The sequence below is a fragment of the Methylosinus sp. LW3 genome, assembly GCF_000527115.1.
In the GTDB taxonomy this organism is placed as follows: Bacteria; Pseudomonadota; Alphaproteobacteria; order Rhizobiales; family Beijerinckiaceae; genus Methylosinus.
This window is the reverse complement of record NZ_AZUO01000001.1, coordinates 566,780-583,550: the sequence shown is the minus strand read 5'-3', so window position 1 is coordinate 583,550 and position 16,771 is coordinate 566,780. Positions and strand designations below refer to the sequence as shown.

The following is a 16,771-nucleotide window of genomic DNA, read 5'->3' as shown; positions in this document are numbered from 1 at the left end:
CGAGGCGTCGAGATGAACAAGCGCGAGGACAGCCGCGAGATGGAGAGCGAGGCGACGCCGATCTCCCGCGGCGCCACTGTGCTCATCGTCGATGATGAGAAGCGTTCGCTCGAATCGCTGCGCCGCGTGCTCGGCGGCGCGTTTCAGATCGTCTGCGCCAGCAGCGCCGCCGAGGCGGAGGCCGTGCTCGCCGGCGATCTGGTGCAGGTGATCCTCTGCGACCAGCGCATGCCGGGCGAGAGCGGCGTCGAATTTTTGACGCGCGTGCGCGAGCATTGGCCGGAGCCGGTGCGCATGATCATCTCCGGCTATACGGATGCGGAAGACATTATCGCCGGCGTGAATGAGGCCGGCATTTTTCAATATGTCACCAAGCCCTGGGATCCCGACAAGCTCATCCAATCGGTGCGTGAGGCCGCGCAGCTCTATGCGGCGCAGAAGGATGGCGGCGCCGCGCCGCCGCTCGAGGCCAAGCCCTCGCATGAGCGATTGCAGCGGCTCGCCAGCGACAGGCGCCGCGCGGAACGGCGCATGTTCGAGTTCGGCCGCATCGTCCATGCGCCGGAAAGCCCGATGCGCCAGACGCTCGCGCTAGCGCGGCGCGCGGCGGAATACGATATTTCCGTGCTCATCACTGGCGCCTCGGGCACGGGCAAGGAGCTGCTGGCGCGCGCCATTCATCACGGCTCGGCGCGCGGCGAGAAGAGTTTCGTCGTCGAAAATTGCGGCGCGCTGCCGGATGAACTGCTCGAGAGCGAATTGTTCGGCTGCAAGAAGGGCGCATTCACCGGCGCCTATCAGGATCGCGTCGGCCTGTTCGAGGTCGCCGATGGCGGCTCGATTTTTCTCGACGAGATCGGCGACACATCGCCTTCCTTTCAGGTGAAGCTGCTGCGCGTGCTGCAGGAGGGCGAGATTCGGCCGCTCGGGGCACAGCGCCCGCGCCGCGTCGATGTGCGCGTCATCGCCGCCACCAATCGCAATATCGTCGCCGATGTGGAGGCTGGACGCTTTCGCCGCGACCTCTATTATCGTCTCGCCGCTTTTCCCATCCATCTGCCGCCGCTCGTCGAGCGACGCTGCGACATCGCCATCATCGCCGCGCGCATACTCGTCGCCGTGAACCAGACCTTCAATCGGCGCGTGCCGGGCTTCGAGCCGGAAACGCTGCGGCTGTTGGAGCTCTATGGCTGGCCCGGCAATGTGCGCGAGCTGCACAATGAGATTCAGCGCATGGTGGCGCTGAGCGACGGCGACGCCAATCTGCCTCCAGGCCTGCTGTCGCCTTGCATCGCCGATCATCGCGCGACGACCGCATGCGACGACCAGCAGCGCTTCACGCTGAAGGAGCGCGTCGAGATGCTGGAATGCGCGTTGATCAAGGAATCGCTGGAGCGCAACGGACGCAACATCAGCCATGTGGCCGACGAGCTCGGACTGTCGCGCGTCGGCCTGCGCAGCAAGATCGCCCGCTATGACATCTCCCGCGTCGTCGATGACGAAAGCTGACGTCAAATCCTACGCCAAGCATGGCGATCTCATCGCGCTCGTCGCGGGCAAGGAGGAGATTGCGCTGTCGGAAGGCGGCGAGTCCGTCTGGCTCGAGGTCATCAAGAAGATGGACGAGGTCTATGCGGACCTCATCGGCTATGAGGCCGATCTCGAGCGCAAGAATGGCGAGCTGGAAGCGGCGCGCAATTTCATTCAGAGCGTCATCGCCTCCGTCTCCGACGTGCTGATCGTCTGCGACGAGCGCGGCGCGATTCTGCAGGTCAATCCCGCTTTCGAGGCGCTCTCCGGACACGGCGAGGCGGAGCTGAAAGGCGCCTCGGTCGCGGCGCTGTTCGTCGCGGAGGACGAGGCGCGCGCCGCCGCCATCGTCGCCGGCCAGGCGCGCGATCCGACCAGCGTCGAATTGCGCTTTCGCACGAGCAACGGCCCTTCCGATCTCATGGCGATCAATTGCTCGCCGCTGTTCGACTCGGATGGGCGCAGAGCCGGCGCGGTCTTCACTGGCCGGCCGATCGGCGAATTGCGCCGCGCCTATGAGGCGCTGCATCGCGCCCATGTCGATCTGCAGCAGGCGCAATCGCGCCTCGTCGAGCAGGAGAAGATGGCGAGCCTCGGCCGGCTCGTCGCCGGCGTCGCGCATGAGCTCAATAATCCGATCAGCTTCGTCTATGGCAATATTCATACGCTCGACCGCTATCGCAAGGGGATCGCCGCCTATCTCGAGGCGATCCATGCGGGCGCGAGCGCGAAGGAGCGCGAGAAGCTGCGACGCGCGAGCGGCATAGACGCCATTCTCGCCGATCTCGAGCCGCTGATCGACGGCACGCTGGAGGGCGCTGTGCGCATCAGCGAGATCGTCAAGAATTTGCGCCGCCTCTCCTTCAGCACCAAGGCGCCGCGCGAGGCGGTGTCATTGTCGAAAGTGGTGGAGACCGCCGCGCAATGGGCCTCGCGCAGCAAGAAGGCGAAAGCGCGCATCGTCGCCGATCTCGAGCCGGAGCTCTACGCCTCGGGACAGAGCGGACAGATTCATTCCGTGCTGGTCAATCTCATCGACAATGCGCTCGACGCGGTGCGCGAGGCGGAGCGGCCGATCGTCTCCATCACCGCGCGCGGCGAAGACGATTGTGCGATCGTGATCGTCGAGGACAATGGCAAGGGCGTGCCGGAGGCGCTGCGCAGCCGCATCTTCGAGCCTTTCTTCACCACAAAGGCGGTCGGCGAAGGCACGGGGCTCGGCCTATGGATCAGCTATTCCATCGCCCATGAGCATGGCGGCTCTATCGAATACGACACATCGCCCAAAGGCGGCGCGCGTTTCACGCTGCGGCTGCCGCGCGCGACGGAAGCCGAGACGCGCGAGTTGCGAACCTGAAGACCCGCGGCCCGAGTGGGGCGGAAGGCCGCGAGTCTTCGGCTCCGCATATGTCGTCTCCTCAGGAGGCGACAACGCGAATTTTAGTCTCGGCGTGCGCGTGATGCGCGTCCTCGAGATCGACAGCGCTCGCTTCGCGCGTTTTCGAGTGATCGGCGGCGAGCACGAGATAGACCGCCGGCAGCACGAAGAGCGTGAACAATGTGCCGATCGACAGGCCAGAGGCGATGACGAGGCCCATATTGTAACGCGAGGCCGCGCCGGCGCCGCTCGCCATGATGAGCGGCAGAACGCCGAGCACCATCGCCGCCGTCGTCATGAGGATCGGCCGCAGGCGGATCGACGTCGCTTCTATGATCGCGTCATATTTCGACTTGCCGAGATGCTGCTGCTCATTGGCGAATTCGACGATGAGAATGCCGTGCTTGCTGATGAGGCCCATCAGCGTGACGAGGCCCACCTGCGTGTAGATGTTGATGCTCGCGCCGCCGAAGCCCAGCATGATGAAGACGAGCGCGCCGGCGATCGACATGGGCACGGAGACGAGAATGATGAGCGGATCGCGGAAGCTCTCGAACTGCGCCGCGAGCGCCAGGAAGATGATGATGAGCGCGAAGCCGAAGGTCCCGGCAAAGCCGCTCGACTCCTGCACGAATTGCCGTGAGGAGCCGGCATAGTCGATCGTGTAGGACGGCGGCAGCGTTTTTGCGGCGACTTCCTTCAACGTCTCCAGCGCCTCGCCGGCGATGACGCCGGGAGCGGCGACGCCGGAAATGGTGAAGGAGTTGATCTGCTGGAAGTGATTGAGCGACTCCGGCACGACCATGGTCTGGAACTTCGCCACCGTCGACAGCGGCACGGAGGAGCCGTCCGCGGTCTTGATGTAATAGTTCAAGATCTGATCGGGATTGAGCCGGAACTGTTGCGCCATCTGCGGGATGACCTTGTACGAGCGCCCGTCCAATCCGAAATATTGCGTGTAGCCGCCGCTCAATCCGGTCGTGAGCGCGCCGCCGACGTCGAGCATCCGCAAGCCGAGCTGCGCCGTCTTCTCGCGATCGATGACGAGCGACATCTGCGGCTGGTCGATCTTCAGATCGGTGTCGAGGAACATGAACTTGCCCGTCGCCAGCGCCTTGGAGAGGAAGTCGCGCGAGATATCGTTCATCTTGTCGAATGTGTCGGTGCTCTGCACGACGAATTGAATCGGCAGACCATTGGAGCCCGGCAGCGGCTGCGGCTGGAAGGTGACGAGACGCTGGCCCGGAACGGAGCGCGCGAGCTCCTGCTGCAGCGTCTGCTGCATCTGCTCGGCGGTGATCTTGCGCTTGTCCGGCGGCGTGAGAACGAGGCCGCCGAAGATGAGGCCAGGCGTGACGATCTGGAACGAGCTGGTCATCTCCGGATGCTTGGCGAAGGTCTTGTAGACCTGATCGCCATAGAAGAGCTTCTGCTGCAATGTGGCGTTGGGCGCAGAGGTGGATTGCGCGAAGACGACGCCTTGATCCTCATTGGGCGCGAGCTCGTTCTTCGAATTCGAATAGAGCCAAAAGATGCTCGCGAGCACAATGCCGCCGAAAGCGAGCGTCACCGGCACGAAATGCAGGGAACGCGCCAGCAGATGCTGATAGCGATCCTTGACCCAATCCATCTTGGCGTCGATGAATTCGATGATGCGCGTTTCCAGCGTCTCCTCGCCGCGATGCGGCGCTTTCAACACCAGCGCGCAGCTCACCGGCGACAGCGTCAGCGCGATGACGGCGGAGACCGTCACGGCTCCCGCCAGAGTGAAGGCGAATTCGACGAAGAGCGCGCCGGTAAGGCCGCCCTGAAAGCCGATCGGCACATAGACGGCGATCAGCACGATGGTCATCGCGATGATCGGACCGGCGAGCTCGCGCGCCGCCTGGAAGGCCGCGTCGAAAGGCTTCATGCCGTCGGCGAGATGGCGATTGACGTTTTCGACGACGATGATCGCGTCGTCGACGACGAGGCCGATCGCCAGAACCAGCGCCAGCAGGGTGAGCAGATTGATCGAGAAGCCGAGCGCCAGCAGAATGGTGAATGTGCCGATGAGCGACAGCGGAATGGCGACGATCGGTATGACCACCGAGCGCCAGGAGCCGAGGAACATGAACACGACGCCGGTGACGATGAGTATCGCCTCGATCAGCGTGTGAATCACCTCGTCGATGGAGCTGTTCACGAAGTCGGTCGTGTCATAGACGATATCGCTGTTGAGACCCTGCGGCAGCGATTTCAAAATGTCGGGATAGGCTTCTTTCACGCCTTTGACGACATCGAGAAGATTGGCGTTGGGCGCGACGAGAATGCCAATATACACCGCCTGCTTGCCATTGAAGGCCACGGCGGATTCGTAATCCTCCGAGCCGAGCGTGACATTGGCGACGTCCCGCAGCTTCACATTGGCGCCGTTCACCTGCTTGACGACGAGATTGCGGAACTCCTCGAGCGAATGCAGCGAGGTGGCCGCGGTGAGCGTGACCTGCACCATCTCGCCCTTGGTCGAGCCGAGGCCGGCGATATAGTCATTGCCCTGCAGCGAGGCGGAGAGCTCGCTGGCGGTGAGGCCATAGGCGGCGAGCTTGACCGGATCGAGCCATGCTCTCAGCGCGAAGGTCTTGCCGCCGATGAGCTCCGCCGTCTGCACGCCCGGCACGGATTGCAGGCGCGGCTGCACGACGCGGATCAGATAATCGGTGACCTGGCTCGATGTCAGAATATCGCTATTGAAGCCGATATACATGGCGTCGGTGGTCTGGCCGATCTTCACCGTGATGACCGGCCGCTGCACAGCGGACGGCAGCTGATTGAGCACCGAGTCGATCTTGGTGCTGATCTCGGTCAGCGCCTTGCCGGAATCATAGTTGAGCCGCAGATTGGCGGTGATGGTGCTGGTGCCGACCTGGCTCGTCGAGGTGAGATAATCGATGCCGTTCGCCTGCGCGATGGCGTTCTCGAGCGGCGTGGTGACGAAGCCGGCGACGGTCGCCGGATCAGCGCCGAAATAGGAGGTCGTCACCGTCACGACGGCGTTTTGCGTGCGCGGATATTGTAGCGTCGGCAAGGTGAAGAGCGAGCGCAGGCCCAGCACCAGGATCAAGAGGCTCACCACGGAGGCGAGCACCGGGCGACGCACGAAAATGTCGGTGAAACGCATGTTCGTCGTCTCCGTTCACTGATCCACGGGCTTGGGATTGGGATCGACCGGCGGCTGCTGCGTGTCGGAAATATTCAGCGGCGAACCGTTTCTCAGCTTCACCTGTCCGGCGGTGACGACGGTCGCCCCCTCCGTCACGCCCTCCAGCACGGCGACCTCGTCGCCGCGCGTCGCGCCGAGGCGCACAAAGGTCTGATGCGCCGAAAGGCCTGCGCCTTTTTCATCCGGCTTCTGCACGAGAAACACGGAATTGCCGAAAGGCGCATAGACGATCGCCGTCTGCGGCAGGGTGATGAGGCGCTCGGGCTTGCCGGTCGCAATGTCGATCTGCGCGAACATGCCGGGCTTCAGCTCGAGAGCGGAATTGGCGAGGCTGGCGCGCACCTGCACATTGCGGCTCGCCTGATCCACCTTGGAGTTGATCGCGACGATCTTGCCGGTGAATTTCTTATTCGGAAACGCATCGACGCCGGCGTCGATCGATTGGCCGACCTCTATGCCGTTCAGAGCCTGCTGCGGCAAAGTGAAGTCGAGATAGATGGGATCGAGCGCCTGCAGCGTCACGATGACAGAGCCGGCGCCGATATATTGGCCGAGATCGACCGCGCGAATGCCGAGCCGCCCGGCGAAGGGCGCGCGCAATGTCTTTTGCGCGATCACCGCCTCCTGCTGCGCGACTTCCGCCTCGGCGCTTTTGAGATTGGCGAGATCGGTGTCGACCGTCGCCTGGCTCGCGGCGTGAATCTTCAGCTGCGCCTGATCGCGCCGCAGATTTATGCCGGCGAGCTCTGCGGCCGCCTTTTGCGAGGCGAGCTTGGCGAGATCGGTGTCCTTGCGCAATTCCAGCAGCAGCTGGCCCGCCTCCACTTGCTGGCCGGATTGAAAGTGGATCTTCTCGACGATGCCGGAGGCCTCCAGCGAGAGATCGGCGCCGTTCACCGCGCGAAACGTGCCGACTGCAGTGAGCTTGGGCCGCCATTCCTGATAGCCCGCGGTCGTGACCGAGACGGTCTGCGGCGGGTTGGCCATGGAGGCGAGAAAGCCCTTGATCATCGTGTTGCGAAACACGTTGAAGCCATAGAGTCCGCCGAAGACGAGCGCGACGATCGCGAGCATGATCGCCATCGGCTTCGCCATGGGTCCGAAACGATCCTGCAGCAAGGTTCTAGCGACCATCTCGAGCTTCCTCCGCCTGGGCTCTGATCGCCGCGGCGATCGGCGATGTAGCGATAATATCCGTGGGTTTGGCCTGCGAGGCCGGCGTCTCGTCGATGCGGTTCCACCAGCCGCCGCCGAGCGATTGCAACAGCGCCGCCGTATCGGCGAAGCGCGCCGCCTGCGCCTTCACGCGGTTGAGCCGCGCGGTGAGCAGAGTCTGCTCGGCGTTGAGCACGATCGAATAGGTCGTCGAGCCGGCGCGATATTGCGCGCGCGCGATCTCGAGGCTTTCCGCTGCGGCTTTTTCCGCCGCCACTTGCGCACGCAGCGTGCCGGCGTCGTATTTCACCGCCTGCAGAGAATCGGCGACATTTTGGAAAGCGGAGATGACGGTGGAGCGATATTGCGCCTCCGACTGCTCGAAGGCCGCGACCTTGGCCTCGCGCGTGTGGAACAGCGAGCCGGCGTCGAAGGCCTTCGCCGAGGCCTGGGCGGCGAGCGTGTAGACCATTGTCTGCGGCGTGAACAAAGTGGTGAAATTCGTCGCCTGCGCGCCGCCCGTCGCGGTGAGCGAGAATTGCGGGAGCATGTTCGCCGTGGCGACGCCGATCTCCGCGCTGGCCTGATGCAGCTGATTCTCCGATGCGAGAATATCCGGCCGCTGGCGCACCAGAGTCGACGGCAGGCTGACCGGCAATTCGCCGGGCAGGCGCAGGCCGGAGAGATCGACCGCCTCGCCTTTGTCGGCGTTGGGGAAGCGGCCGAGATAGGCCATCAGCAGATTGCGGTTCTGCGCGCGCGCTTTTTCCAGCGGCGGCAGAGTGGCCTGCGCCTGCGCGAGCTGCGCGCGCTCGGACAGCACATCCGCCTGGCTGACGGCGCCGAGCTCGAAGCGCTTCTCGAGCAGATCGAGCTGCGTGCGATAGGCGGCGATGAGATCGCGCGTCACCTTGATCTGCGAGGCGTAGGAGGCGTCGGCGATGGCCGCGGTGACGACATTGGCGGTGAGCGCGAGATAGGTCGCCTCGAGCTGGAAGCGCTTCTGCTCGGCGGCGGCCGTGTCGCTCTCCAGCGTGCGCCAGGACTTGCCGAACACATCCGGCGCGAAGGACACCGACACATTTGCGTTGTGCAAGCCATAGACGAAGGTCGAGCTGGAGCTGGACGAGGAGGACGAAGACGATGATGACGACGAGCTAGAGGAAGTGAGGCCGGAATATTGCGCCGTCGTCGACTGCTGGCGCTGATAGCTGTCGCCGAGCGTCGCCTGCGGCAGGAAGGTCGCCGAATTGGCCTCTATCGTCTCGCGCGCCTGCCGCAGCGCCGCCTCGGCCGCCATTATGTCCGGGTGGTTCGCCACCGCCTCGGCGACAAGCGCGGAAATCTGCTTGGATCGGAACAGCTTCCACCATTCGCCGGGCACATCGCGGCCATGGGCGAAGCGCTGCGAGGCGCCGCCGGCGGCCGCCGCGGATTCGGTGGAAGCGCCAATCTTGCCATAGCCAGCGCTCGCCGGAGCGGGAGGCGGAACAAAATCAGGCCCGACCGCACATGCGGACAGCGTCAGCGCTGCGAAAGCAGCGGCGCTGCGAGCGGCGGCGGGCGGGATTCCCACATGAGGCGCGGTTTTCGCTTGTCGGAAGCGGCGTCGCGAAAATTTCGGCATGACCCTCTCGAAAACTGAACCGTTCAGTTTTAATATTAATGCAGAGCCCGCATGTCAATGCTAAAACTGAACGGTTCAGTTTTTCCCGGGGATGGAAAAGCAACGCAAAGGCTGAGACAAGGCCTGCGTGGGACTGCTGCGGGAGGAGGGACAGAATGACGGGGTTGGACCTGAGCATATGACCGAGGAAGCGGAGGCGACCGCGACGGAGCCGGCCACAGACCATGTGCCGAATCGCAAGGAGTGTCAGATCCTCTCGGCGGCTCGGACTCAATTTCTGGAGCAGGGCTTCGCCGAGACGTCCATGGACGGAATCGCGCGCGCGGCGGGCGTGTCGAAAGCGACGCTCTACGCCTATTTCCCCAGCAAGGAAGCGCTGTTTCGCAATCTCATCGAGATCGAATGCAGCCAAAAATGCGTCGATGTCCCCAAGCCCGATTTCGACCTCGGCGCCGAGCAGGCGCTACGCGAGCTCTGCGCGCATTTCGTCGCCCGCTTCCTGACCCGGGAATGGGCCGCTTTTTTCAAGGCGGTGTCGAGCGAGCGCTGGCGCTACCCCGAGCTCTGCCATCTCTATTTCAACAGCGGCAAGCAGAATGTCCTCGATCTCGTCTCCGGCTATCTCGACGAGGCGAAGGCGAAAGGCCTGCTCGCCTTCGACGACGCGCAGATGGCGGCGGAGCAATTGCTGCATCTCACCGTCTCCGATTTGCCCATGCGCGTGGCGCTGGGATTGGAGCTGCGCAGCGAGGCGGAATATGAGCGGGTGATGGAGTCCGGCCTCGCCGTGTTCTTGAAGGCCTATGCGCCTTAGCGCTTCCGCCTCTCCCGCTTTCGCGGGAGAGGGGAGAATTTGGCGCGACGCGCGTCGCCACGCATCGATCGGACGATTCCGTCCGATCGGAAAGCGCTCTAATGCGCAGGTCCCATCGCGCGGCGGCAGGCGCTCTCGCATTCCTTGCACACATCCGCGCAGATGCGACAATGCTCGTGATGCTTGGCGTGGCGTCGACACTCCTTCTCGCAGGCGCGACACATATCGACGCAGGCCTGTAGAACGGAGCGCATCGCCGTCTCATCCGTCGCGCTGCGTCGCGACGCGATGGCGCCCGCCGCGAGGCATATGTCCGCGCAATCCTGATCGAGCCTTATGCAGCGACGAAGATCGGCGACATTCTCCTCGGTGAGGCAGGCGTCGGCGCAAACGGCGCAGGCCTGCGCGCAATCGAAGCAGGCTTCGACGCAGCCGACGAGCGCGGCGTCGGCGCGGCCGCGCATTTGCGGATGGCTGGCGATGATGGCTTCCACATGCATGAGTCGTCCCTCCTTGAGATTTGCTTCAGGATTTGGCCGCGTGCTCCGGCTTGCCCTTGCGTTTGGTGGCGGCGAATTCCTCGAGCTGCTTCTCGGTCATGGAGTCGAGCATCGAGCGCGAGGCTCCTTTGAGCTCGCTCTTTGGAATCTCGCCGCGCTTAGCCGCCAGCGCAGCGCCGGCGGCCATTTGCTGAGCCTTTGATTTGGCGGGCATGGGCTCCTCCCCTTCGACGTCTCGCGCCGCGGGAAGGCGACGCGGGGCGGAGGATAACCCCTTCGCGCCGGAGAGGTTCCTTCAGCCGCGCCGCGGCATGCTCCAGCGCGGCGCTCGGCCGCCGCTCGCGAGATAGACGCCGATGGACACGCAGAGCAGCGCGATCTGCTCTATCGGCGAAGGGATTTCGCCGAGCATCGGAACGGCGATCAGCGCCGCCATGGGCGGCACCAGAGCCGAAAAGGCAGCGCCCGCCGAAGCGCCGAGCAGCTCTATGCCTTTGCCGAAGAGAAACAGCGCCACGATCGACACCATGACGCCTTGGAACAAGGTCTGAATCACAATGTCGCGCAGCGGCGCGTCCATTCCATGCAAGCCGTGAAAGGCGAGATAGAGCGGCCCATAGAGAATGAGCGAGCCTGTCGAGACCAGCGCCGCGGCATGCAGCGAATCGAGGCCCGACGCGCGCAGCACGATCGCATAGCCCGCCCAGACGAAAGCCGCGCTCAAAAGCAGAATATGCCCGATCTGCGTCTCGCCGAATGACAATGCGCCCGGCCCCGCAATGGCCGCGCCGCCCAGAGCGATGAGCGCATAGCCGATGAGGCGGCTCGCGGTGAAGCGTTCCCGCGTGAGTAGAAACGACAGCAGCGCGACGAAGAGCGGCATGGAGCCCGGCAGCAGCGCGCCCGCATGAGCGACCGGCGCGAGCCTGAGCCCGCTGGCGGCGACGAGAACATAAGGCGCGCCGGCGCTGCAGACGAGAATGAGGAGACGCAAAGGGCCGAGCCGCTCGAGCGCGAGCCCTTTGCGCAGCACGATGGGAAACAGCAGCACGCCGGCGGCGCCGAAGCGCAGCATTGTGAGATCATAGACCGAGAGCGTCGTCGTCACGCCGAGCCGCGTGACGACGAGCCAGGTCGCCCAAATGGTGACGGCGGAAACGCCGAAAATCGCGCCCGTGGCGTACCGCGCCGTCTGCGGAGCGCTTTCGGCGACACCATCGCTCATCGGATTCTCTCCCCTTCGAAGCTGCGCCGCACTCATAATCGAGCGGAGCCGAAAGCGCGAGCCTCTCCTTTTCGCCATATTTTCGTCGCGGCCCCGTTTGACCTCGCTCATCGCTGCGCCATCTCACGCCAATGTCTTCCTATCTTCCCATAGGCGAGCTGTTCCTGCTCGGCTTCCGCACGCCGCATGTCCCGCCTTGGATGCGCGATTTCGCGCGCGACTATGGGCTCGGCGGCGTCATCCTCTTCGATTACGACTGCACGGATCGCAAATATGAGCGCAACATCTTCTCACCCGCGCAGGTGAAGGCGCTCTGCGAAGAGATTCACGCGCTGCCGACGCGGCCGCTGATCTTCATCGATCAGGAGGGCGGCAAAGTGCGGCGGCTGAAGGAGGAGCGCGGCTTCGCGCCGCTGCCGAGCGCGCGCCAATTCGGCCGGCTGACAAAACAGGAGCGGCTCGACGCGCTGCGTCCCGCCTATGCGGAAATGCGCGATCTCGGCATTGACGCCGATCTCGCCCCCGTCGTCGATCTCGACATAAATCCCGACAGTCCCGACATCGGCTCGGCGCAACGCAGCTTCTCCGCCGATCCACGCATCGTGGAGGATTGCGTCGCAGCGCTGGTCGAGGTCGCGCGCGCGACCGGGCTGAAACTGTGCCTGAAGCATTTTCCCGGCACGGGCGGCGCCAAGGTCAATCCGCACGATCATGTGATGGATCTCTCCGATTGCATCACCGACACGCAAGTGAAAATCTTCGAGACGCTGGCGCCGCGCATTCCCATGGTTCTGTTCAGCCATGGCGTGGTGAATCAGTGGGAGAAGGACACGCCCTGCTGTCTCTCTTCCGTCGCCATTCGTAAATTGCGGCAATGGGCGCCGCAGACTGTGGTCGTGACCGACGATCTGCAGATGCAGGGCGTGCAAAAGCTGATGACGACGGAGGAGGCCGCGCTGCGCGCCTTGCGCGCCGGCGCGGATTTCATCCTCATCGGCAATAATATGAAGGACGAGCAGGACGAATCGGCGCGCTATGCGCAGAAGCTTCTCGACGCCTGCGAGACGGATGCGTCTCTGCGCGCCAATGCTCAGGCCGCGATCGAGCGCATCCGGCGCCTCAAGGCGTGAAGCGCGCGCCTCACCATTCCTCGGCGGAGCGCTCGCCGGCGACCCAGGTCGAAACGATGCGAAGGCTCTGCGGATCGAAGGCCGTCATATCGGCGCGATAGCCGGCGACGAGCCGGCCGAGCCTTTTGCCGAGCCCCAGGAAATTCGCCGGATTGGCGGAAGCGAGGACGAGCGCGCGCTCGAGCGGAAGATCGAGCAGCGCGACGCAATTGCGCACCGCGCTCGCCATATCCAGCGAAGCGCCGGCGAGCGTGCCCTCCGCCGTCACGCAGCGTCCATCCTCTACGAGAATCTCCCTGCCCTGTAAGGCGAATCCGCGTCCGTCGCCGCCGACGGGCGGCATTGCGTCGGTGACGAGCATGGGATGGCCGAGGCCGGCGCGCAGAGCGAGGCGTAAAATCGCCGGATCGACATGCTCGCCATCGACGATGAGCCCGTAAGAGGCGGAGGAAGATTCGAGCGCCGCCGCGATCGGCCCCGGCTCGCGGTTCGCGAGCGGACGCATTGCGTTGAAGAGATGGGTGAAGCCGGTCAGTCCTTCCGCCATCGCCGCGCGCGTCTGCGCGTAATTCGCCATGGAATGGCCGAGCGCAATTTTGCAGCCGGCGGCGACGAGCTCGGTGATGAAGCCCGGCGGCGCCTCCTCCGGCGCGAGGGTGACGAGCGACACGCCGCCCGGCGGCGGCGCGAGCATCTCGATATGATGCGGCGATGGCGCGCGACGGAGATCGGCGCGATGCACGCCGAGCCGCTCCGGCGAGATGAACGGGCCTTCGAAATGCACGCCGAGCACGCCGGGCGCATGTGGGAGAATGTCGGTCACGGCGCGCTTGGCCGCGATCATCTTCTCATCCGTGTCGGTGATGAGAGTCGGCAGCAGCGAGGTCGTGCCGAATTTGCGATGCGCCCGAAGGATCGTCGCGATCGCCTCCGGCGTCGGCGAATCGTTGAACAGAACATCGCCGCCGCCATTCACCTGAATATCGATGAAGCCCGGCGCGAGCCAGACGCCTTTCGGCAGCTCGAGCACATCGGCGCCGCGCGGAATCTCGCGACGCAAAATGAGCGAGACGATGTTCTCGCCCTCTATCACCACCGCGCAGTCGCGATGCGCCGTTTCGCCGTCGAAGACGACGTCGGCGGCGATCGTTCGGCGCGACTCCTCGCTCATCGCGTGCGCGTCACCTTTTGCAAATGGCGCGGGCGATCGACATCGACGCCGCGCGCCGCTGCGAGCCGCGCCGCCATGGCGTAAAAGCTCTGAATGAGGCAGATGGCGTCGGTCTCGGGATGATCGGATGCGATCGTCGGCAAGCGATTGCGCGTCTCATCCTCGCGATCCGTCGTGAACAGAGCCGCGCCTTTGCCGCGCAAATCCTCGGCCAGACGACGCATGCCGCTCGCCGCCTCATCGGTCGGCGTCAGCATCAGGATCGGATAGAGCGGCGAGACCAGCGACACCGGTCCATGCATGAATTCCGCGGAGCTGAACGCCTCCGCATGGAGATTGGCCGTCTCCTTCAGCTTCAGCGCCGCTTCGCGTGCTATGGCCAGCGTCGGCCCGCGTCCTATGGCGACGAGACTTTCCGCGCGCGAGAAGGCGTCCACCATTCGCGACCAATCGAGCTCGGCCGCGCGCGCGAGCCGCTCCGGCAGACGCGCGAGCGCGTCCTCGAGCGCGCGATCCTGAGACCAAAGCGCGACGAGACGCGCCAGCGCGGCGAGCGAGGCGATGAAGGTCTTCGTCGCCGGCACGGCGAATTCCGGTCCTGCGGCCATTGGCAGAACGAACTCGCATTGCGCGGCGAGCTCGCTCTCGACCTCATTGACGAGGCAAGCGGTGACGGCGCCGCTGCGGCGCGCGGCGGCGGCCTGCTCTATGAGATCATTGCTGCCGCCCGATTGCGAGATCGCGAGAAAGAATTGGCCGTCGAGCCGCAGCGCGCCGCCATAGACGCTGGTGATGTTCGGCGCGGCGGAGGCGACCGGCAGGCCGAGTCCACGCTCGATGAGATGCTTTGCGAATGTCGCCGCGTGAGCGGAGCTGCCGCGCGCGCAAGTGACGACGACGCGCGGATTTACATCGCGCAAGCGCGCGACGAGCGGCGCGAGGCGCGGGGCGATGAGCCCCTGTTGTCTTGCGACCGCATGCGGCGCCTCGCGCGCTTCGATCGCCATTTGATTGTCTTGCATGATCATCGGCGGCTCTGCTGCAGCTCTGTCACGCCCCCCGCCCGCGCCCCTTATGGCACGGGAGCGCGCTTCGAGCGAGCGCGAAATCCTTTGCGCGGCAGCGTCTTCGCTTGCGAATTCCACTGCGAAGGACGAACTGTTCCGTAAGGAGGCGTCACATGGAAACGGAACGTCCGAGCCCACGCTATTCATCGATCGACGCATGGGAGCCGAGCGAGATTCTCGACGCGATGATCGAAGGGCAATTCGCCGCTGTCGCCGCCGTGCGCGCGGCGCGTCCTGCGATGGAAGCGGCGGCGCTCGCGGTCGTGCGGCGCCTCGCGCGCGGCGGACGCATCGTCTATGTCGGCGCCGGAACATCGGGCCGGCTCGCGGTGCAGGACGGCGCCGAGCTGACGCCGACCTTCAGCTGGCCACAGGAGCGCCTGCTGCTGCTGATGGCGGGCGGCGACGACGCGCTGCTGAAAGCCGTGGAAGGCGCCGAGGACGAGACCGAACGCGGCGCCGAGCTGATGCGCCGCCATGCGATCGGCGAGGCCGATGTCGTCATCGCCGTCGCGGCGAGCGGCACGACGCCCTTCACCCTCGCCTGCCTGCGCGAGGCGGCGCGGCATGGCGCCTTGACGATCGGCGTCGCCAATAATCGCGACGCGCCGCTGCTCGCCGAAGCGGAGCATGAGATATTTCTCGACACGGGATCGGAAGCGATCGCAGGCTCGACGCGCATGAAGGCCGGCACGGCGCAGCGCGTCGCGCTGCTGATGCTGTCATCGCTGGTGATGATTCTGCAAGGCCGCGTCTATGAAGGGCTGATGGTCGATGTGCAGGCCTCCAACAAAAAGCTCGCGCGTCGCAGCGAGCGCATTCTGGCGCGGCTCACCGGACGCGAGAGCGCGGAGATAGGCGCGGCGCTGCGTCGCGCGGGCGGCAGCGTGAAGCTGGCCTATCTGCTGCTCGAGGGCCATGGGCTCGGCGAAGCGCGCGCCGCGCTCGAAGGATCGCGCGGTCATTTGCGCCGCGCGGTGGAGGCGCTCGCCGGCGCGCCGGCCGAGGGACCGAAAAAATCCGGCGTGACGGAGGCCCATCGGCCCGAATTTTGATGCGTCTTCGGCGAAGAGGTATAATAAATATTCGCCGGAAAGGATTCGCGAGAGCCATGACAGTCAACAAGATCGACGCGCTGCTGGCGCTTCGCAGCGAAGGACGTTTCCTGGTCGGACGCGATCGCATCAAGCTTTTGGAGGCGGTCGCCGAATATGGCAGCATCACCAAGGCCGCGAAGGTCGTCGGCTTCAGCTATAAGACGGCGTGGGATGCTGTGAACGCCATCAATAATCTTCTGCCCAGCCCCGCCTTTGTGACAAAGGCCGGCGGCCGCTCCGGCGGCGGCGCGGAGGTGACGACGGAAGGGCGCCGGCTCATCGCCACATTTCATCGGCTGGAGGAGCGGCTGTCGCGCATCTCCTCGCTCATCGCCGAGGAGGGGCTCGAGGATCAGGATGATTTTCTCCTTTGGAGCGTGGGCGTAAAAATTTCTGCGCGCAATGTATTCCAGACGGAAGTCGTCTCGGTGAAGAAATGGCCGGTCGATGTCGAGGTGACGCTGCGCGTGTCGCCGGAGACCTCCATTCACGCCATCGTCACCAATGACTCGGCGGTGGAGCTGGGCCTCGAGCCGGGACGCAAGACTCTGGCGCTGATCAAATCCTCCTTCGTTCATCTCACCACGCCCGAGCACACGCCCCCCGGCGTGCGCAATCAATTCGTCGGCGTGGTGCGGCGGCGAATCGACGCGGAGCGCAACAGCGAGGTCCTGCTCGACATTGGCGCGGGCAAGACGATGCACGCCGTCGTGCCGCGCCAGACGGCGGAAGACCTCGGCATTGCCGAGGGCGAGCGGGCCGTCGCCAGCTTCAGCCCGACCGACGTCATCCTCGCGGTCGACTGATACGATTTCCGTTTGAACCGCTCGCATTGTGGCTTGTCATTCCCGGCGGGCTGAAAGCCCGACCGGGAA

Annotated in this window: 14 protein-coding genes; 6 read left to right on the top strand and 8 right to left on the bottom strand. The window is 64.7% G+C overall.

Annotation, left to right across the window (positions count from 1 at the left end; genetic code table 11):
* Nucleotides 1-12 precede the first annotated feature (12 nt).
* Together METLW3_RS0102840 and METLW3_RS0102835 are read left to right on the top strand one after the other, a co-directional pair.
* Nucleotides 13-1,509: a sigma-54 dependent transcriptional regulator gene (locus tag METLW3_RS0102840; RefSeq protein WP_198022732.1), complete on the top strand. Its 1,497-nt coding sequence runs from the start codon at nucleotides 13-15 to the stop codon at nucleotides 1,507-1,509.
* A complete protein-coding gene (locus METLW3_RS0102835) occupies nucleotides 1,496-2,887 on the top strand; it encodes an ATP-binding protein (protein WP_024878492.1) in 1,392 nt (463 codons plus the stop codon). Before METLW3_RS0102840 ends, METLW3_RS0102835 begins: the two co-directional genes overlap by 14 nt.
* Before the next feature lie 61 nt (nucleotides 2,888-2,948).
* Here METLW3_RS0102835 and METLW3_RS0102830 read toward each other — a convergent pair whose 3' ends face one another.
* The 3 genes from METLW3_RS0102830 to METLW3_RS0102820 are packed head-to-tail and all read right to left on the bottom strand — an operon-like array spanning nucleotide 2,949 to nucleotide 8,892.
* The gene (locus METLW3_RS0102830; protein WP_024878491.1) at nucleotides 2,949-6,068 is read right to left on the bottom strand and encodes an efflux RND transporter permease subunit; all 3,120 of its coding nucleotides are present in this window, start codon (nucleotides 6,066-6,068) and stop codon (nucleotides 2,949-2,951) included.
* A 15-nt stretch (nucleotides 6,069-6,083) separates the two neighbouring features.
* Nucleotides 6,084-7,244: an efflux RND transporter periplasmic adaptor subunit gene (locus METLW3_RS0102825; protein WP_036291345.1), complete on the bottom strand. Its 1,161-nt coding sequence runs from the start codon at nucleotides 7,242-7,244 to the stop codon at nucleotides 6,084-6,086.
* Nucleotides 7,234-8,892 (bottom strand): efflux transporter outer membrane subunit, encoded by a 1,659-nt coding sequence (locus METLW3_RS0102820; protein ID WP_024878489.1) that lies wholly within the window; start codon nucleotides 8,890-8,892, stop codon nucleotides 7,234-7,236. Before METLW3_RS0102820 ends, METLW3_RS0102825 begins: the two co-directional genes overlap by 11 nt.
* A gap of 178 nt (nucleotides 8,893-9,070) precedes the next feature.
* On the opposite strand from METLW3_RS0102820, the gene METLW3_RS0102815 reads away from it, so the two are divergent.
* Nucleotides 9,071-9,706: a TetR/AcrR family transcriptional regulator gene (locus METLW3_RS0102815; RefSeq protein WP_024878488.1), complete on the top strand. Its 636-nt coding sequence runs from the start codon at nucleotides 9,071-9,073 to the stop codon at nucleotides 9,704-9,706.
* A 98-nt stretch (nucleotides 9,707-9,804) separates the two neighbouring features.
* On the opposite strand, the gene METLW3_RS0102810 is transcribed toward METLW3_RS0102815, so the two are convergent.
* The 3 genes from METLW3_RS0102810 to METLW3_RS0102800 form a co-directional block, all read right to left on the bottom strand.
* The gene (locus METLW3_RS0102810; RefSeq protein ID WP_024878487.1) at nucleotides 9,805-10,206 is read right to left on the bottom strand and encodes a four-helix bundle copper-binding protein; all 402 of its coding nucleotides are present in this window, start codon (nucleotides 10,204-10,206) and stop codon (nucleotides 9,805-9,807) included.
* A 25-nt stretch (nucleotides 10,207-10,231) separates the two neighbouring features.
* Nucleotides 10,232-10,420 (bottom strand): DUF3008 family protein, encoded by a 189-nt coding sequence (locus METLW3_RS0102805; protein WP_024878486.1) that lies wholly within the window; start codon nucleotides 10,418-10,420, stop codon nucleotides 10,232-10,234.
* A gap of 81 nt (nucleotides 10,421-10,501) precedes the next feature.
* Complete coding sequence (locus METLW3_RS0102800; RefSeq protein WP_024878485.1) at nucleotides 10,502-11,431, bottom strand: DMT family transporter; 930 nt, start codon at nucleotides 11,429-11,431, stop codon at nucleotides 10,502-10,504.
* 131 nt (nucleotides 11,432-11,562) lie between these two features.
* On the opposite strand from METLW3_RS0102800, the gene METLW3_RS0102795 reads away from it, so the two are divergent.
* Entirely contained in the window at nucleotides 11,563-12,561 is a 999-nt protein-coding gene (locus tag METLW3_RS0102795) for a glycoside hydrolase family 3 N-terminal domain-containing protein (protein ID WP_024878484.1), read from the top strand.
* Nucleotides 12,562-12,571: 10 nt separating this feature from the next.
* Here METLW3_RS0102795 and nagA read toward each other — a convergent pair whose 3' ends face one another.
* Both nagA and METLW3_RS0102785 read right to left on the bottom strand, forming a co-directional pair.
* Nucleotides 12,572-13,732, bottom strand: coding sequence for an N-acetylglucosamine-6-phosphate deacetylase (gene nagA / locus METLW3_RS0102790; protein ID WP_024878483.1), 1,161 nt, complete (start codon nucleotides 13,730-13,732; stop codon nucleotides 12,572-12,574).
* Nucleotides 13,729-14,760, bottom strand: a complete 1,032-nt coding sequence (locus METLW3_RS0102785) for an SIS domain-containing protein (RefSeq protein ID WP_024878482.1) — start codon at nucleotides 14,758-14,760, stop codon at nucleotides 13,729-13,731. Before METLW3_RS0102785 ends, nagA begins: the two co-directional genes overlap by 4 nt.
* 152 nt (nucleotides 14,761-14,912) lie before the next feature.
* Between METLW3_RS0102785 and METLW3_RS0102780 the strand changes: the two genes are divergently transcribed.
* Together METLW3_RS0102780 and METLW3_RS0102775 are read left to right on the top strand one after the other, a co-directional pair.
* Nucleotides 14,913-15,854: an N-acetylmuramic acid 6-phosphate etherase gene (locus tag METLW3_RS0102780; RefSeq protein WP_024878481.1), complete on the top strand. Its 942-nt coding sequence runs from the start codon at nucleotides 14,913-14,915 to the stop codon at nucleotides 15,852-15,854.
* A 56-nt stretch (nucleotides 15,855-15,910) separates the two neighbouring features.
* On the top strand, nucleotides 15,911-16,702 hold the full coding sequence (locus tag METLW3_RS0102775; RefSeq protein WP_024878480.1) for a TOBE domain-containing protein: 792 nt from the start codon (nucleotides 15,911-15,913) through the stop codon (nucleotides 16,700-16,702).
* Nucleotides 16,703-16,771 lie beyond the last annotated feature (69 nt).